The organism is Bacillus sp. FSL M8-0071, assembly GCF_037975455.1.
Lineage (GTDB): Bacteria > Bacillota > Bacilli > Bacillales > Bacillaceae > Bacillus > Bacillus subtilis.
The window spans coordinates 3,625,692-3,642,612 of record NZ_CP150256.1; the positions used below are offsets into that span (position 1 = coordinate 3,625,692).

A 16,921-nucleotide genomic window follows, 5' to 3' on the forward strand; every position below is an offset into this window, starting at 1 on the left:
ATTCTTCGATGATCAGGTGCCTTCAACTTTATCCTTTTCTTTGTTTCTTTCTTGAGGCAACAGCTAAGCCTCCGCCTGCCATAAGCAGCAGGATACCGATCATTGCTGTCAGCATGCTGTCTGTATCTCCGGTTTTTGGGAGGGTTTTGTCTGTGTTCGACTGACCATCCGAGCTGCCATCTGTACCATTGGTATTCGGATGATCTCCATCATCTTTTCCATTTCCACCCGGTGCAGGTTTATCAGGATGATCATGCTTATCAGGCGTTGGTGTTTTCACTTTTTGATTAGAAACAACGATCTCAACAGCTTTTGACTGTCCTTTTTCAATTGTGAATTCAATCGGTGTTTCGTCAAGTTTGTAACCTTCGGGTGCCTTCGTTTCAATCAACTGGTAGCTTCCCGGCGCAAGGCCTTTTACAGTGAACTGCCCATTTTGATCTGTTTTCCAGAGTTCAGAAAGCTCTTTTCCATACCCGTCAGTTTTTACAGGCTTGCCGCTTTCATCCAATAACTTGAATTCAGCGCCCTCCAAAACGGTATTTTTATCGTCTTGATCCACTTTTTTCACATTTACGTCACCTGGTGCCAATATGTTTTCCGCGGTGATTTCGACTGTTTTCGTGTCTGTGTTTGTGATCTTGAACGATATAGGAGTTTGGTCCAACTCATAATCTTTAGGCGCTTTTGTTTCAACAAACTGATATTCGCCAGCTTTAAGGCCGTGCACCGTGATTTGTCCTTTGTCATCGGTAACCAAACCGGACTTCAGCACTTTGCCGTTGGCATCTGTCAAATTGAACTCCGCACCTTGCAGAACTTTATGCTGATCATGCTGATCCACTTTGGTGAGGACAACAAGGTTCTTCGTATTAACCGCTGTTGCTTTCACTTGCTCAGGTTTGCCGCCATATTCTCCTTTAATGGTGAATGACACTGGCTTTTCGGATAAAAGATATCCATCTGGCGCCTGTTTTTCGATAAATTGATAGCTTCCTGGCGCTAACCCGTCAACTTCAATTTTGCCGCCTTCTTTTGAGACTAGATCGTCTCTCACTGTTTTCCCATTGCTGTCAGTGATTTTGAATACCGCGCCTGCTAAGCCTTTTCCATCCTGATCTTCCTTCGTCAGCTGAACCGATCCTTGATAGTTCACGACGATCCCGGCATCAGCGGATTTTGGCTTTCCTGCTGCTGATTCAGAAATGGTAAACTCTTTTTTCTCCGTGTTTAGCACATAACCGGCTGGCGCTTTCGTTTCAACAAAGGCGTAACGTCCCGGCGCAAGGCCCGAAGCTTTTACTTTTCCATCTTTATCGGAAGTCAGCTCTTCTTGAACCGTATTTCCTTTTTCGTCGACAATGATGAAAACTGCACCTTCAAGCTTCTTGCCTTTCGCATTTTCCTTCGTCAACTCAACGGAGCCTTTATGATTAATGGCGATCCCGGCATCTGTAGCTTCAGGCTTTCCTTCAGAGGAATCAGAGATCTCAAACTCTATTTTCTCTGTGTTCAGCACGTAACCGACTGGCGCTTTCGTTTCAACAAAAGCGTATTGTCCCGGTGCAAGGCCTGAAGCTGCGACTTTCCCGTTTTTATCTGAGGTCAGTCCTTCTTGAACCGTATTACCTTCCTTGTCGATAATCTTAAAGACGGCTCCTTCAAGCTTCTGGCCATCTGCATCTTCCTTCGTCAGCTCAACAGAGCCTTTATCGTTAACGGCGATTCCGGCATCTGCGGCTTCAGGCTTTCCTGCTGCAGATGCTGAGATGGTAAATTCTTTTTTCTTTGTATTCAGCACATAGCCGGCTGGCGCTTTTGTTTCCACAAAAGCGTAATGGCCCGGTGCAAGGCCCGAAGCCTCAATTTTTCCGTCTTTATCTGAAGTCAGCTTCTCTTGAACGATCTTTCCATCTTGATCGACAATGTTGAATACTGCGCCTTCAAGTTTCTGGCCTTCAGCATTTTCCTTCGTCAGAGATACTTTTCCTTGATAATTGGTCATTGCCCCCAAATTGACGTCAGACACTTGATTCTTTTCATTCTTTGCGATTGAGAAATGAATCGCTTTTGTATTTACGATAAAGCCTTCAGGAGCTTGTGTTTCTGTCAAGCGATAGTAGCCCGCCGGCAAACCGTTCATTTCTACTTTTCCGTTTTTATCAGATTTTATATCTGTTCGTATGAGAGTATAGGTGCCGTCATTTGATTTTTTCTCCAGCTTAAAAACAGCACCCACCAAAGGATTGTTTTGTTCGTCTTGTTTGATAAGCGTCACCTTGTTCTGTTGATTTACGACTTTGTACAGCGCTCCTGGCTTGGAGGAGTTGCTGTCTATCTTTACAGAGACTCCTTTTGCATAAGCATCACTGATGGTATATCCGTCAGGCGCTTTTACTTCTTTTAATACATAGGAACCGTAGCGAATATTTCCGAATGTAAGCTTCCCGCCGGCATCCGTCGTACCAGTGCGGAGGAGCTGTTTGGAGTCCTCAGACCATAACTGGAATTCTGCTCCTTCAAGAGCTTTATCGTCCTCTCCAGTCTTAAAAATCGTCAGGCTTCCTTTTTCTCCGGATCCGGAACCGTCGCCGCTTGAAATGGCAACAAAGATCGAGCTGCTGTTTTCTTGAGTCTGCTCCTTCACATTTGTTCCTGAAATGGACACCTTATTTTTAACATGGCCGCTCGTGCCGGCTATGTTAATCAGAGACCGGTATTTGATCACATAGGCGCGATCAATTTGCTTATAGCTGCCTATGAATTTCAGGACAAACGATTGTTCACCTGTTGTATTGTCCGTTTTGATGTCTAACGTGTAGTCTTTGTCTTTTTGAAGCTCGACATCTCCCGCGGTCAGATTTCCGCTGCTGTCTTTGACCACTCCGTTTTCATCATATTTTGCTTGATATACTTTAAAAGAATCTGCATCTAGTATTTGATTTTCATCCGGCGTGTCAGTAACTTTTACGTCATCCAGCGTTGATTGGCTGGAGTTGACATTGATGTTCCAATCGATGTAGCTTCCATTTTGTTTGCCGCCTTTGAAAACCAGGCTTCCTCCGTTCGTAACTGAAACAGAGCCTGTTAACGTGCGGTCTGCATAGCCGTCATTATAGTAGGTTGCCTTGTTTGTGTACTGATTCTGATCAATGACCTGTCCTTTGAGTGATGTCTTAAACTCAATCAGATATGGTACAGAATCGCCTGTTTTAAGGTGTACCGTCAGAGTGCGTTCATTTTTTGCAGAAGGCTCTTCGACATCATACTTGGAAGGATCAAGCGCGTCTCCTTCTGTGATGGAGCCGTTTTTATTGATCGTATAGCTCTTAACCACAACGGAACCCGGCACAAATTGCTGAGGATCTGTTATGGCATCTTTGATATAAGGGTTTTTCGTCGGCTCGCCATTATAATTGACGCCGATTTTCCACGTGATTTCCTTTGAAACCGCGTTGTATGAACCGTTCTTGAAACCATTGTTTGTCGTCTGATGATTCGGCGTAAAACCGCTTGATACCTTATTCGTGCGCTCATTGCCGTTTTGATCAGTCCATGTCGACTGAGCTGTATTCTTAACGCTTTCGTTAGAATAATCGGCATTGAACGTTGTCGTATAAGTGATCTTAAATTGACTGTCTGTTTTTGCATAATCCCCGATCAATGCCAAAGTAAAGCCTTTATGATCAGGTTTTTTTGTTAACGTGTAGTCTTTGTCTTTCTGTAATGTTTTGTTGTTCGTTGTGTCTTGAAGCTTGAACGATTCATCAAGCAGAACCATTCCGCCGCTTTCAAATTGATCATCCAAAGTCCAATTGTTCATCAAGTATTTATTTTTATTAACTGTAATCGTCCAATCAACCGTCTTCTTCTCATAATCAACGTTTGAATATCCTTTGATGAGATTTTGCTGAATGGCTATTCCAGAAGCTTCTTTTGAATCCCCTGTTCCGGTCACAACGCTATTGGTGTATGTTGTAGATTTATCAATGATCACTCCGCTGTTGACCTTTGTTTGATATGTGATTTTGTAAGCGCTCGTTACGTTTTTATTAAATTTGACTTCAAATCCGCTTCCATTATCGATGAGCGTGTAGTCCTCGCCTTCCTTTAAAGGCCTGCCCGCTTGCTCGCTGCCATTCTGACCAAAGGTAATAGGAATAACCTTCAAAGAATCTTTCACAAGATGCAAATCACCAGTTCCAAAAGAATCTTTAATGCTGGCCTTGGATTGGTCGATCTGTTTCTCACCGTAGTTGTATGCAAGAGCCCAGCTGAATGTTTGAGATTCTCCATCATAGCCGGTCGATGATTTCGCGATCATTTTTCCATACTTGGCTGCAACAGTGGCTTCTGCAGAAATGGGTTCCAGGTTGTCTCCGCTGAATGCCGCCTTATTTGTCAGCGTTATATTTCCGCCTTCACTCGGCTTCGCACCATTGTCAATGTCGGTTTCGTATACAAGGCGGTAGGCTGAATCAATTGTCCCTTCAAATGTGACATTTCCTTTTGAATCAACACTGTAGCCGGAAGAAACTTCATTTCCTCTGCTGACAGAACCATCAATGTTCACATTGAGTTCATACACTTTAACTGAACGGTAGATTACGCCATCTGGAAGGCTTTCCGCGAGTTTGGCATTTTTGACTTGATCCAACTTTTTATTGACATCGACCGTCCATGTTACTTTACCAGGGTTGATGCCTTTATCCAGCACACCTGATTTATCAATGGTTTTACTCACATTGGGTTTAAAATAAACTGTTGTTTCAGGAGTATCGGCATTCACAGGGAATGGAATCTTTTGTGTTGTCGAACCCGTTATTTTTTTCTCGTTGAACTGCGTATTGATAACCAATGTGCCTTTGACATTAGAACTTTCTTTTACCTCGCCGTTAAATGTCATCACCACATGTCCGTTCGTATCAATAGAAAATGTCCCGTAGGTGGTGTCTCCGGCGCCTAACGGCAGGTTCACAATGTCATTATGCATAATAAATTCTTTAGGCAAATCAAATTCATATTTATCGCCGGCATTGATCGTTTTTCCTAAATCGTCAGGAATAGCCCAATCAATTGAAATTTTCACCGGAGAATTCGTATTGGCGCGATTGCCCTTGTCATATGGCTTTCCGTTTTCGTCCGTCAACGTCACGCCAGTTAAAATATGTTGCGTGATTTGTTTTTCTTCAGTTTGCAAGCTTTTGAAAGCTGATTGACTTGAGGATGACACTTTTTTTGAATCATCACTCTTAGAGGCTTCGCCGCTCTTAGAGTCATCTGACGGCTGCTGTTCTTCCTCTTTTTGATCCTTGCTGACTGAAGGTGCAGGTTTGTCATCTTTCCCTTCCTGATCACCCGCAGTATCAGAAGAGTCGTTTTTTGGCTCTTCCGCCTCGGCATCTGGTGTCTCCTCTTTCTTAACAGGGATGATCACCTGCTGGGTTTTGCCTCCCCCTAGCTGAAAAAGGGCTGCTGCTGTATGTTCATCGTCTTTTACATCTGCAGTAAACTTAGCTGGCAGTGTAATGGTCCCCTTGGCATCAGGAGAATCCGCGGATGCAGTTGTTAATTTTACTGTCATGATGCTGCTGCCCGCCGGCACTTGATAGCTGCCGATGACCTGATCAGTAGATTTGATCTCACCTTCTGCACCTTTATCAAATGTAAAGCTTTTAGGTATCTCCACATTGATTTCCTGTTTGCTATATGCTTCTTTATTTTTTTTCAATGACCATTCATATGTCAGTATCACTTCATCCCCCGGCGTTAATGCCGGTTCGTTTCCTTTTGATCCGTCAACAATCTGACTCTTTGCGTCCTTAACTGTTACCGAATCGAAGAATTGGCTGTCACTGGACGTTACGTCCACAGCCTGTGCTGTAAGAGTATAGCTGGCGATCTGGCTGAAGAAGAAAAAGATGGCAAGGCTTATGATCATAACGATCCGCCCGCTTTTTTTCAGCCCTAAGGGAAAACTCCTCGTTCTCAACTTTTCATTCCTCCCTTTCTTATCTATCTTTCACTTGCCGATTGATCCGCGAGACCATAACATCATGTCTCATCCCCCAAAAAGAACTGCTAATGCCGAATGAGTTTCAAAACTAAGATTTGCCATCCGAACCAAACTACATTGTATGAAATGGAACTATACAATTTCTGTACAACTCAGAAATCATGTAAGATTGAAGTGAATTGGAGAGAGTTGAAGTTTCACCCAGGAGACATATGGCGAGGGCCTTCCCTTTAAGTGCACAAAAAAACCAGTGTGCATCGAAAGGCAATCGACACATACTGGTTTGGAGTTCTTTAATTAATTTGATCCTTCATTTGTTTGTAACGCTGATATTCTTTTATCGCCTCTTCTACCTTCCCGTTTTTGTTGAATAGCTGCAGCTTGTATTGCATAATTTTATGATCGCATGGCTCAATTTTCTCGGCTTGCAGGCAAATGTCCATCGCTTGATGATCGTTCATTTCATGAATATGATAATCGATCAGTTCATAGGCCTTTCCGAGCCAAAGCTGGGAAAGACGCGTCTTTTCCGGTTCTGCCCAAAGATAACCGTGCTCCATTAGGTAATGATTTTGATAGGACATGAAAATATCCATGTGCAGATGTAATGTAGCCGTATTGAGCGGCGGCGCCCCTTTTAGTGATTTTTCCCATTCGACAACATCGATTTTTGCGCCTGAAAGCCGAAGAATATACCCAGTATCAGTCTTCTCGATAGTTTGGCTGAAAGGGATCTGGCTGAATAATTTTCGTATTTGGTAAATGGTGGAGTAAAGTTGGGTGCTTGCTTTTGAAACATCGTAATGAGGCCAAAAAAGATCGATTAGCATTTCTTTACTGACCACATGGCCTTGATTGTGAAGCAAAAATAAGTATATTTCACGTGCTTTCGACGTTCTCCACTTGACTGGAATGCTTGTTTTGACATCCTTTAAGGTTTGATGAAACTGCAAGCTCCCAAAGCATTGGATGGAAAAATGCGCCTCGGTATTTTCTGCATTTTGTCTGAGCATATTATTCGTTTTGATTCGTTCAACAGTTGTCTCAAGCCGCTTGTATATGACAGGCTTCAGCAAATAATCAATGGCATTCAGCTCAAACGCTTTGATAGCAAACTCATTATAAGCCGTGATGAAAACGACTTGGATGTTTTCATTCATCGATTGAATCGCCTCAGCAAGCTCAATGCCGTTTACCCCCGGCATTTCAATATCAAGAAACACCGCATCTACAGCAGGAGTCTCAGGATGCTCTAAGGCTTCAACTGGATCTTGATACGCCATAATAGATTGAAAGGCGTTTGTTCGTTCAAGCATTTTCTTAAAATGAAGCAATGCCAAGTGCTCATCATCAACAATTAACGCTTTCACAAAACATCCCACCCTATATGTAAAATCGAGATATCAGTAAATAACTTCTATTATATCATGACAAATAACCCCTTTATCTGGATTCTTTTTCTTTCTATTGTAGTTTTTGAAATTTTGCACTTACAATATTTATAAAAAAATAGGAATTTAGAATGATCCTATTTGAATAAAGGAGCCATGATATGAAAGAGAAATTGATCTTCACTTCGATTATTTTCGGTTACGCTGCATTTTTTATGGTTTTCATTGCCATTGACCATTTTTCTGGAACAACGCTTCCTGCGGCAAGGCATGGGGTCATGAACCTGGAGAATTGGGATTTTCAGAAGGATGGGAATGTACAGCTGAACGGAAAATGGACATTGTATCCAAATCAGATTCTGTCACCAAAAGAGATCGCTTCAGCAAAAGGAAAAGATCCTCTCTGCGTTGATGTCCCCAGCAATGTGAAGCTAGCCAAGCAGGGTATCAATGTGGATTACGGAACGTATAAGCTGACCATCAGATCAAAGCAAGACAATCAGGTTTTTGGGATCAGCACGTCGTTTATTTACAGTGCCAATCGCATCTATTTTAATGGACAATTCATTGGCCAAAGCGGCAACCCTTCAAATAAACCTGATTTTGCGGCACAAAACCGCCCATATACGAGCTTTTTTACGCTTCACAAGGGTGACAATGAACTTGTCGTACAATTTTCGAACTTCGGAAAAACGCCGGGATGGGGAATCGCAAAGCCAATTACTTTTGGCACCCAGGAGCAAATAGTGCGGGAAAACAAAATTTCCTTTCTTAATGATACAATCATGATTACAGCTTTTTTCATTACCGGATTATATTTTCTGGGCTTTTTCCTGCAAAGAAAAAAAGATAAACATTTGTTGTTTTTTTCTGTTATGTGTCTTCTGTTTTCGTTCATTATTCTGATGATCGGAAAAGAGCGGATTATATTTCTCCTCTATCCGTCAATTTCATTTTCACTGCTAAATTCATTGAGGGCAACCTCTACTGTGCTCGTCAGCATTGCGGTTTTTCTCTATCTCTTTTTTGCTTACAGAGGGATTGTTTCAAAGCGTTTTATTCGCATTGCCACTGTTTCTTCCGGGCTGGTCTTAGTCACAGATTTTTTAACCGTGGGTTTTATCGGCCATGCCTCGTACATCTTACATTCTGTGCTAGCCGTCTCGACTCTGGTTTATATTACATATATTTTTACGATTGCTGCGATCCGCAAAATGGAAGGAAGTCTGTATCTTACTATTGCATCTATATCAATGAGTGCTTTTGTCATTTTAACCACCATTTCAGCTTACAGCGGCAAAACGGCCTTTTCTTTTAATTCGATTTATTCATTGCCAACAGTTATCGCTTTACTGGCGATCGTTCTGCTGATGGCGCAGCAATTTGCCGGAGCATTCCGTGAAAATGAAGTGCTGTCGTGGAAATTGCTCAGAAGTGACCGGCTAAAGGATGAATTTATTGCCAAAACATCACATGAATTCAAAACACCGCTGAACAGCATCATTAATATATGCCAGACCCTGCTGGCCGGCAAAGGAAAAAGAACGATAGAAGAAGAGAGAGAAAACATGCAGCTCGTCATCCGCATGGGCTACAGGCTGTCCAATCTGGTAAATGACATCCTGGATTTAGAAAAAATAAAGCAGGGCATGCTTCAAATCCACCCGGTTCCTGTTGATATTTATACTTTAGTTTTTTCGGAAATGAATTTCTACAATCTTTTATCGAGACATAAAAACTTGAATATGATGAACCATATCCCTGACGATCTTCCTTTAGTGCTCGCAGATGAAAACCGCTTCCGCCAAATATTAACCAATTTGGTAGACAATGCAATCAAATATACAACAGAGGGCCAAATCACACTTTCTGCTTCAAGACTGAACGACAACATGATCAAAGTGACAGTAGCGGATACAGGAAGCGGCATTTCAGAAGCCGATCGCCAAACCATCTTTGAGTCTTTTCAGCAAGCCGAAAAGAATAAAGACGATGGTGCCGGTCTTGGCCTCAGCATTGTCAAACAGCTGGTTCAGCTCCATAACGGAGACATTTGGGTCGAATCGGAAGAAGGAAAAGGTTCGGCATTCCATTTCACCTTGCCGATCGCCCAGTATGAACCTGTATCTGAAACAAAAAAACGCCTTCCTGAATTACAATCCGAGAGAGATCTATCAGATATCTCATTTAGCACGCCTTATTACTCTGAGCATATTGACGCTCCAACCATCCTGATTGTCGATGATAACATTGACAGTTTAAAAATTTTGAGCGATATGCTTGAAGGTGTGCCCTACAATGTGATTGCTGCGAAGAACGGAAAGGAAGCATTAGAAATCATCTCTTGCACAAACCTTGATTTGGTTATTTTGGACTTGATGATGCCGGATATGACTGGTTTCGAAGTCTGTATGAAAATTCGTGAACGATTCAGCATGGTTGATCTTCCGGTTCTGATCATTACAGCTGCCATTATCGGCCATGACAAATACAAGGCTTTTCATGCCGGAGCGAATGACATTTTGCAAAAACCCTATCATTACTCTGAATTTATGGCGCGTATTCAAAACCTGATCATGATGAAACATACAGCAAATCAAGCCACAAGAATGGAAATGGCGTTTCTCCAGTCGCAAATCAAGCCTCATTTTCTTTATAATGTATTAAACACGATTATTTCTCTCACTCATTTGGATATTGAAAAGGCCCGGGAGGTAACAGAGGAATTTACCAACTATTTAAGAATGAGTTTTGACTTTCAAAATACATCAGCCATCAGTTCCTTCAGACATGAGCTTTCGATTATCAATTCCTATCTTTCTATAGAAAAGACGCGATTCGGTAATCGGCTTGAGGTTCTTTTCGATATAGATGAAGACATTGACTTTATCCTTCCGCCTTTAATGATTCAGCCCTTGGTGGAAAATGCCGTTCTTCACGGTGTCAGCAAGAAAAGAGGCGGAGGATGGATCAAACTGACAGCTAAAAAACAAAGCAAAAATGAGTATTACATCAATGTAGAGGATAACGGTGCCGGGATGACTCCTGAAAAACAAAAGGACCTCTTATCTGCGGATTTCGATCGCAGCGTCGGATTGAAAAATATCAATCAGCGGCTGAAACATTTTTGCGGAAGCGAGTTGATGATCAGCAGCATTCCGGATGCAGGCACCTCTGTCTCAATGCTCATTCATCTCGCTGAAACAACAGGAAGCCCTAAAGAACTGAAGGACACAGAACGAACCTAAACGAAAATTGAGATAAAAAAAGACGCCGTTTCTAACGGCATCTTTTTTATTCCGGCGACTTTGCTTGCTGCTTCAGCAGGTCTCTGATTTCTTTCAGCAGCTCCTCCTGCGCATCCACCGCTTCCTCCGCAGCCTCTTCTTCTGCTGCTTCTTTTTTGCGCCTTAACCCATTCAAAGTCCGAATGACGATAAAAATGGAAAACGATATAATTAAGAAGTTCACAATCGTCTGTATAAAGCTGCCATATTTCACTACAGCATCGCCAAACGTAAACGACAGGCCTGAAAAGTCAAGCCCTCCCAGCAGCAAACCGACCAAAGGCATAATGATATCATTTACTAGAGATGTGACGATCTTTCCGAAAGCGCCGCCTATCACAACACCAATCGCAAGGTCTACGATATTCCCCCGCATGGCAAAGGCTTTAAATTCATTCCACATACAATCACCTGCTTTTCTATATTTGTAAAGAAAAAAAGACAAATGTGCCGCTGGCCATCTGCCTTTTTTCAATTATTCTCCGAGGGCAAAAGTCAGTTCTACTTCGCAAACGACTTCGCCATCAACTGTGGCAACGCCTTTTCCGCGCCCGATTGTGCCGCGGGCACGAATGATTTCAACCTCAAGGTGAAGCTGGTCACCAGGCTTGACTTGTTTTTTAAAGCGGCAGTTATCAATGCCTGCAAAAAAAGCCAGTCTGCCGCGGTTTTCTTCTTTAATCAACATCGCAACAGCTCCGACTTGAGCGAGTGCTTCTACGATTAATACGCCGGGCATAACCGGGTACTGAGGAAAATGTCCGTTAAAGAACTCTTCATTAGCGGTTACATTTTTATAGCCTTTTGCCCGTTTGCCCTCTTCAACTTCCGTAATCCGATCCACAAGCAAAAACGGATAACGGTGAGGAATAATTTCTTTAATTTGCTGAGTATCAAGCATTGTCTTGACATCTCCTTCATCTGCATTAGTATGTATAGCAATCATCAAAGATCCAATCTGTACATTTGAAAAGTATATTATGAATTAATCTCTTTTTCAACCGCGCTAAAATGTAACCAACTGTCAATGAGAGCCGTCAAAAGTTATGATATGATAATTATAGATTTTACCAATAGCAAAGAGGTAGGAAAATGATTTCGAAGTTTATTGAAAAAAGAATGCTAAACATGTTAGACGAGTGGTATTCCGCAATGAGCAAACGCAAAATGAATCACGTTTGCACACTGAAAGAGAAAATTGACCAGCACCTTCCGAAGATCAAAAAGAACACAAAACTTTGGATGCGTTATCAATTGTTTCAGGCCCGCCATCAGCTGCTTTTTGAAAACCAGAACGGACTCGATTCATTGTTCGATGACCTATATGGCCTGGAAGACAAAATGGATGATGAATTGAAATATTATCTGTATTTTTTCTCTGGGTTATATGAGATGGTAAAAACAGCTCCGAAACATGCAGTACATCATTTTAAAAAAGCTGAACAGTACCTGGCCGCCATTCACAATACGTTTGAAGCCGCTGATTTATATTATCAAACCGCCGGCGCCTATTACTTGATGAAATCACCGCCGCTTTCCGTCCAATACGTCAAAAAAGCATTACACATCTATTTGCACCAATTCGGCTATATCAAAAAGGTAATCACCTGTAAACTTTTGCTCGCCGTGAATTATATTGATCAAGAACGCTATGAAAAAGCTGAACAGCTTTTCAAAGAAATCATTAAGAAAACCCAGCAACTACATGACGAAAACCTGCTATGCCATGCTTATTATAACCTTGGCTTTTTAAAAGCGACCGAGAAAAAAGACCAGGAAGCGCTTCTTTACTTTAGGAAAGTATTAAAGAATCAAGAATTTGAAATGAATTCACCAGTCTCATATCTTCATTGTGTGTACGAGTCTGTCAGAGCGCTTTTTAAAACAGGAAACATCACAGAAGCTAAAGCCGTCCTTCAAAAAGGAAAAGAATTATCTGAAAAGGTAGACATTCAAACCATTTATTTAAAATTAAAAACGCTTGAAGCCCTCTACACCTCAGTGGAAGATCCCTATGAGCAGCTGCTCGAATATGTGCTTGAATTAGAAAAAATCGAGGCGTGGGTGGATTTAGAAGTGCTGTTAGAAGATATTACGGAATACTACAAAAAAAAGGACGATTTCGAAAAAGCCGCTTTTTTTATCATGCGCGGCTGATTGAAAAACGCCCATTTTCTTATTATCTGACTGAATTGATTAAACCGAGCATTTGATCTCCCATTGTGATCGTTCTGCTGTTCAGCTGATATGAACGCTGGGACGTAATCAAATCTGTCATTTGTTCTGAAATATCGACATTGGACATCTCAAGTGAGCCCTGCTGCATGCCGATGTTTTGTCTATTAGCGCCGTTCAGCTCTTCAAAAGCTGCCGCATTATCAATAGAGAAAAGGTTATTCCCTTCGGATTTCAGCTCTTGAGGGTTATTCACTTGGACAACGCCAAGATTAAACCGCTGAACCGCGTTTCCATCAGTTGCGGTTAAGGTGCCGTTCTTATTGATGGTGATATTCTTCATTGAGCTGTCGATGTTCACTGTATTGCCGTTCTCATCAAGTACGGGATACCCATTTCCAGTGACGAGCTGCAGCTGGTTGGCATTATTGGCTGAAGGCGTTAAATATAATGCTCCGTCTCTCGTATACTGGCGGTTTCCATTTACATTTACCTGAAGATACTGGTATGGAGACGTAAATGCGATATCCAGATCGCGATCGGTCTTCTGAATGCTTCCTTGATCAGAGACTAGGCGTGAATTCATCATCGCTCCGACGCCAAGGCGCAAGCCGGGCGGCGTTTTTCGGGCTTTTGCCACTTCCTCGTTTTTTTCATCAACCTGATCGAATTGCTGTCTGACAAGCTCAGAAAAATTCGTATCTTTTGCCTTATAGCCGGTTGTGTTGCTGTTTGAAAGGTTGCTGCTGATTGTGTCAATCTGCTGCTGCAGCTGGTTTAAGGTTGTTGATGCCGTTAGCATTGACCTGAGCATAGTTGATGTCCCCCGTTTTTTCTTCCGTTATCTTAAATTTTTCCAATTTCATTTGCTGCTTTATCCATACTTTTATCGTAAGCCTGAATAACCTTCTGATTCGCCTCAAACGATCTGTACGCTTCAGTCATTTCTGTATAGGCGCTTGTCACATCCACGTTTGAAAGCTCTGAGACGCCTTGTTTTAATGAATAGGATACCTGATTATTTCCGGCTGCGCTTGGCAGATCATTACCGTCCGCCGTGCTGTACAAATCATTTCCGTCCCGTTTGAGATTGCGGACATCTTCCGCCATTCTGACATCAATCTGGCCGGCTGTGCGTCCGTTCGTTGTCACAGTACCGTTTTCAGACACAGTGAAATTCTCATTATCAACAGTGATTGGCTGGCGATCCGTCGATAAAATAGGGCGTCCGTTGATCGTCAGCTGATTGTTCTCATTTAGTGAAAATGTGCTGCTTTTTGAATAACGGATTCCATCCGCTGTTTGAACCGGATAAAACAGAGCAGCTTTTTCATTGGTTTCCGCATTCATCGGAACTTGATTTTCGATCAATGCAATGTCTGTAGGCTGGTCTGTGGACTTCAGGCTTCCCTGTGTAAAGAGAGGCTTGAGCTCCTGCATATATACTCCGGTATTCACGGAACCGATTTTCGCCCTTGATGTCCCGGCCGGAGATTTTGATTCTATTCTGCTGAGCAGCATCTCAGGGAACGCGCGCATAGAGCCTTGATCAGCTTTATATCCTGATGTATTTGCGTTAGCAATATTATTTGAAAGCATTTCCGTTCTTCGCTGCTGGGCAATCATTGCGGATGTTGCTGTATATAATCCTTTTAACAAATTTCCCACCTCTAAAAATGGCATTTTTTCCAGTTGTCATATAGGAACGTTCGTTCTATAATAAAAACTCAGTATTTTATCCTATTATCGTCATTTAACATCTTTTCGTGAAGGCTTTTTCATAAAAAAACCTCATTCTTTTTGCAGAATGAGGTTTGTGAAATCAGCTTAGTTTGCGTTTAGGAAGCTTGTCCATATTATCAAGCATGACACCTGTGCCGATGGCTACGCAATCCATAGGATTTTCAGCAACGAGGACCGGTACCTTCAGCTCTTCAGCAAGCAGCTGGTCAAGGCCGTTTAAGAGCGCGCCTCCGCCGGTAATAATAACGCCGCGGTCAATAATATCAGCAGAAAGTTCAGGCGGTGTTCTTTCGAGCACTTGTTTCGCAGCCTGAACAATAACAGCGACAGATTCACGAAGGGCTTCTTCAACTTCTTTACTGTTTACTGTAATTGTTCTTGGAAGACCGGAAACCATGTCCCGTCCGCGAATGGAAATTTCCTCGTGACGTGCGTCTGGGAAAACAGTTGCGACTTTAATCTTAATATCCTCCGCAGTACGTTCGCCGATCAGCAGCTTGTACTCGCGTTTGATATAATTTAAGATTTCCATGTCAAACTTGTCCCCAGCCATTTTAATAGAAGAGGAGGTGACAATATCGCCCATTGAAATAACCGCGATATCCGTCGTCCCGCCTCCGATGTCTACAACCATGTTACCGCTTGGCTGGAATATTTCCATACCCGCGCCGATAGCGGCAACTTTAGGTTCTTCTTCAAGGTACACATGTTTCCCGCCGCTTTTTTCTGCAGCTTCTTTGATTGCTTTTTGCTCAACGGATGTAATATTCGTCGGGCAGCAAATGAGCATGCGCGGCTTTGAGAACAGGCCTTTTACATTCAGCTTGTTAATAAAATGTTTCAGCATTGCTTCTGTTACTTCAAAGTCAGCAATAACTCCGTCTTTCAGCGGGCGAATCGCAACAATATTCCCAGGTGTACGTCCAACCATTCGTCTTGCCTCTTCGCCAACCGCCAGCACTTTGCCGCTGTTTTTATCAAGTGCAACAACGGAAGGTTCATTCAGAACAATTCCTTTACCTTTAACATGGATCAGTACATTTGCAGTACCGAGGTCAATACCAATATCCCTTGCAAACATCTATTTATATCCTCCTTGAAAATCTGTTTCACAGTAAATATCCACATTGTGCCCTAATTATATATATTATCATAAAATATAGAAAAAAAGTTGGAAGCACAATAAGTTCTTTACAAATTTTTGCGGATGTTTTATGAACGATTTCAAGAAGGCAATGCCAGGTGATTACGATTGCTGAACAGGCTCTCCTTCGAGAATTTCATCTTTTTTATATTTGAGCTTTGTCGCTTCTCCTCCTCTTAAATGCCTGATGGATTTATGATAATCGAGTATTTCTTTCACTTCGTTTGCCAAGTCGGGGTTAATTTCAGGCAGACGCTCTGTTAAATCCTTGTGTACTGTACTTTTGGAAACACCAAATTCCTTCGCAATGACACGAACGGTTTTCTTTGTCTCCACGATGTACTTCCCTATCTTGATTGTTCGCTCTTTGATGTAATCGTGCACACCACTCGACCTCCCTAAAATGGATGTGAGAAGTGTGAAATGAGATCCGTATTCTGTAAAGAGTCGTTCATTATGCCGCTTCTTCGTTGTATGGTTTTAAAAGTAAGTTTGTGAAATATGCCCACGATCCCTCACCTCAAACACTCTCTTTGTTAGGTTTGTAACAGTGTATTAGCATTCTTTTGGGAATATGCTAAAAACTCAATAAGGACAAGGGGTGAAACGAACTTTTTCAGATTCAGCAAACTATTTCGCGTCACTAAATTTTCATCTTTACAACTATTGATCGCTCCTGTAAAATGAAATAAGCAATTAGTTACTTAGGTAAGTTTTTTAGAAGGAGACCGACATGTCCTACGTCAACAGACACCTCATTCATCAAATCAACCAAAGCGCCCGCCTGATTGCCAAGAAAGCCAATGAACAGCTAGAGCCATTCGGCCTTTATTCATCTCAATGGTCAGTTTTATATTGTTTGCGTACGATCGGACCAATGACTCAAAAAGAGATTTGGTCCTATTTAAATGTGGAAGCGCCGACTGTGACTCGGACGATCAAACGCCTGGAGGAGAACGGCTGGGTTCAGAGACGGCAAGGTGAAGACAAACGGGAAAAACTTGTTGTCCTCACAAAAGAAGCCGAGAAAAAATACGAAGAAATCAATGTGAAAATGCTGAAATTCGAGGAAGAGCTGCTTGCTGATTTCCGGGATGAAGATAAAGAAGCTTTTTCTCATTTATTCCGCATGTTTTTACAACAATGAAAATAAGGAAGTGACATA

Annotated in this window: 12 protein-coding genes and 1 pseudogene; 4 read left to right on the forward strand and 9 right to left on the reverse strand. The window is 42.2% G+C overall.

Features of this window, described 5'->3' with window-relative positions:
* Window positions 1-28 precede the first annotated feature (28 nt).
* Complete coding sequence (locus tag MKX71_RS18715) at window positions 29-5,992, reverse strand: SpaA isopeptide-forming pilin-related protein (RefSeq protein WP_339231482.1); 5,964 nt, start codon at window positions 5,990-5,992, stop codon at window positions 29-31.
* Between the two features lie 317 nt (window positions 5,993-6,309).
* Window positions 6,310-7,386, reverse strand: coding sequence for a response regulator (locus MKX71_RS18720; RefSeq protein ID WP_044052439.1), 1,077 nt, complete (start codon window positions 7,384-7,386; stop codon window positions 6,310-6,312).
* Window positions 7,387-8,192: 806 nt separating this feature from the next.
* Here MKX71_RS18720 and MKX71_RS18725 point away from each other — a divergent pair.
* Window positions 8,193-9,506, forward strand: a pseudogene (locus MKX71_RS18725) (ATP-binding protein); the annotation flags it as partial.
* Between the two features lie 177 nt (window positions 9,507-9,683).
* Window positions 9,684-10,655 carry a histidine kinase gene (locus MKX71_RS18730; RefSeq protein WP_250622429.1) on the forward strand — a complete coding sequence of 324 codons (972 nt, stop codon included), beginning with the start codon at window positions 9,684-9,686 and terminating at the stop codon, window positions 10,653-10,655.
* 46 nt (window positions 10,656-10,701) lie between these two features.
* Here the strand turns inward: MKX71_RS18730 and mscL are convergent, their stop codons facing one another.
* The gene (gene mscL, locus MKX71_RS18735; RefSeq protein WP_021445844.1) at window positions 10,702-11,097 is read right to left on the reverse strand and encodes a large conductance mechanosensitive channel protein MscL; all 396 of its coding nucleotides are present in this window, start codon (window positions 11,095-11,097) and stop codon (window positions 10,702-10,704) included.
* 72 nt (window positions 11,098-11,169) lie between these two features.
* Complete coding sequence (fabZ, locus tag MKX71_RS18740) at window positions 11,170-11,595, reverse strand: 3-hydroxyacyl-ACP dehydratase FabZ (RefSeq protein ID WP_003221796.1); 426 nt, start codon at window positions 11,593-11,595, stop codon at window positions 11,170-11,172.
* A gap of 191 nt (window positions 11,596-11,786) precedes the next feature.
* Here fabZ and rapD point away from each other — a divergent pair, with 191 nt between their 5' ends.
* Window positions 11,787-12,851: an aspartate phosphatase RapD gene (gene rapD / locus MKX71_RS18745; RefSeq protein WP_015251038.1), complete on the forward strand. Its 1,065-nt coding sequence runs from the start codon at window positions 11,787-11,789 to the stop codon at window positions 12,849-12,851.
* Window positions 12,852-12,873: 22 nt separating this feature from the next.
* Here the strand turns inward: rapD and flhP are convergent, their stop codons facing one another.
* From flhP to MKX71_RS18770, 5 genes are all read right to left on the reverse strand, one after another.
* Window positions 12,874-13,683 (reverse strand): flagellar hook-basal body complex protein FlhP, encoded by an 810-nt coding sequence (gene flhP / locus MKX71_RS18750; protein ID WP_015251037.1) that lies wholly within the window; start codon window positions 13,681-13,683, stop codon window positions 12,874-12,876.
* A gap of 32 nt (window positions 13,684-13,715) precedes the next feature.
* A complete protein-coding gene (flhO, locus tag MKX71_RS18755; protein WP_339231484.1) occupies window positions 13,716-14,528 on the reverse strand; it encodes a flagellar hook-basal body complex protein FlhO in 813 nt (270 codons plus the stop codon).
* Window positions 14,529-14,691: 163 nt separating this feature from the next.
* Entirely contained in the window at window positions 14,692-15,693 is a 1,002-nt protein-coding gene (mbl, locus tag MKX71_RS18760; protein WP_003227776.1) for a cell shape-determining protein Mbl, read from the reverse strand.
* Window positions 15,694-15,858: 165 nt separating this feature from the next.
* Window positions 15,859-16,140, reverse strand: a complete 282-nt coding sequence (gene spoIIID / locus MKX71_RS18765) for a sporulation transcriptional regulator SpoIIID (RefSeq protein WP_003221804.1) — start codon at window positions 16,138-16,140, stop codon at window positions 15,859-15,861.
* Window positions 16,141-16,154: 14 nt separating this feature from the next.
* The gene (locus tag MKX71_RS18770; RefSeq protein WP_010886628.1) at window positions 16,155-16,265 is read right to left on the reverse strand and encodes a protein usd; all 111 of its coding nucleotides are present in this window, start codon (window positions 16,263-16,265) and stop codon (window positions 16,155-16,157) included.
* 224 nt (window positions 16,266-16,489) lie between these two features.
* On the opposite strand from MKX71_RS18770, the gene MKX71_RS18775 reads away from it, so the two are divergent.
* Window positions 16,490-16,903, forward strand: a complete 414-nt coding sequence (locus tag MKX71_RS18775; protein WP_003227771.1) for a MarR family transcriptional regulator — start codon at window positions 16,490-16,492, stop codon at window positions 16,901-16,903.
* Window positions 16,904-16,921 lie beyond the last annotated feature (18 nt).

Excerpts from the sequence above, each read along its gene's own strand:
- mscL (WP_021445844.1), bottom strand. The coding sequence starts at position 11,097 with ATGTGGAATGAATTTAAAGCCTTTGCCATGCGGGGGAATATCGTAGAC.
- fabZ (WP_003221796.1), bottom strand. The coding sequence starts at position 11,595 with ATGCTTGATACTCAGCAAATTAAAGAAATTATTCCTCACCGTTATCCG.
- mbl (WP_003227776.1), bottom strand. The coding sequence starts at position 15,693 with ATGTTTGCAAGGGATATTGGTATTGACCTCGGTACTGCAAATGTACTG.
- flhP (WP_015251037.1), bottom strand. The coding sequence starts at position 13,683 with ATGCTCAGGTCAATGCTAACGGCATCAACAACCTTAAACCAGCTGCAG.
- MKX71_RS18730 (WP_250622429.1), top strand. The coding sequence starts at position 9,684 with ATGCTTGAAGGTGTGCCCTACAATGTGATTGCTGCGAAGAACGGAAAG.
- MKX71_RS18775 (WP_003227771.1), top strand. The coding sequence starts at position 16,490 with ATGTCCTACGTCAACAGACACCTCATTCATCAAATCAACCAAAGCGCC.
- rapD (WP_015251038.1), top strand. The coding sequence starts at position 11,787 with ATGATTTCGAAGTTTATTGAAAAAAGAATGCTAAACATGTTAGACGAG.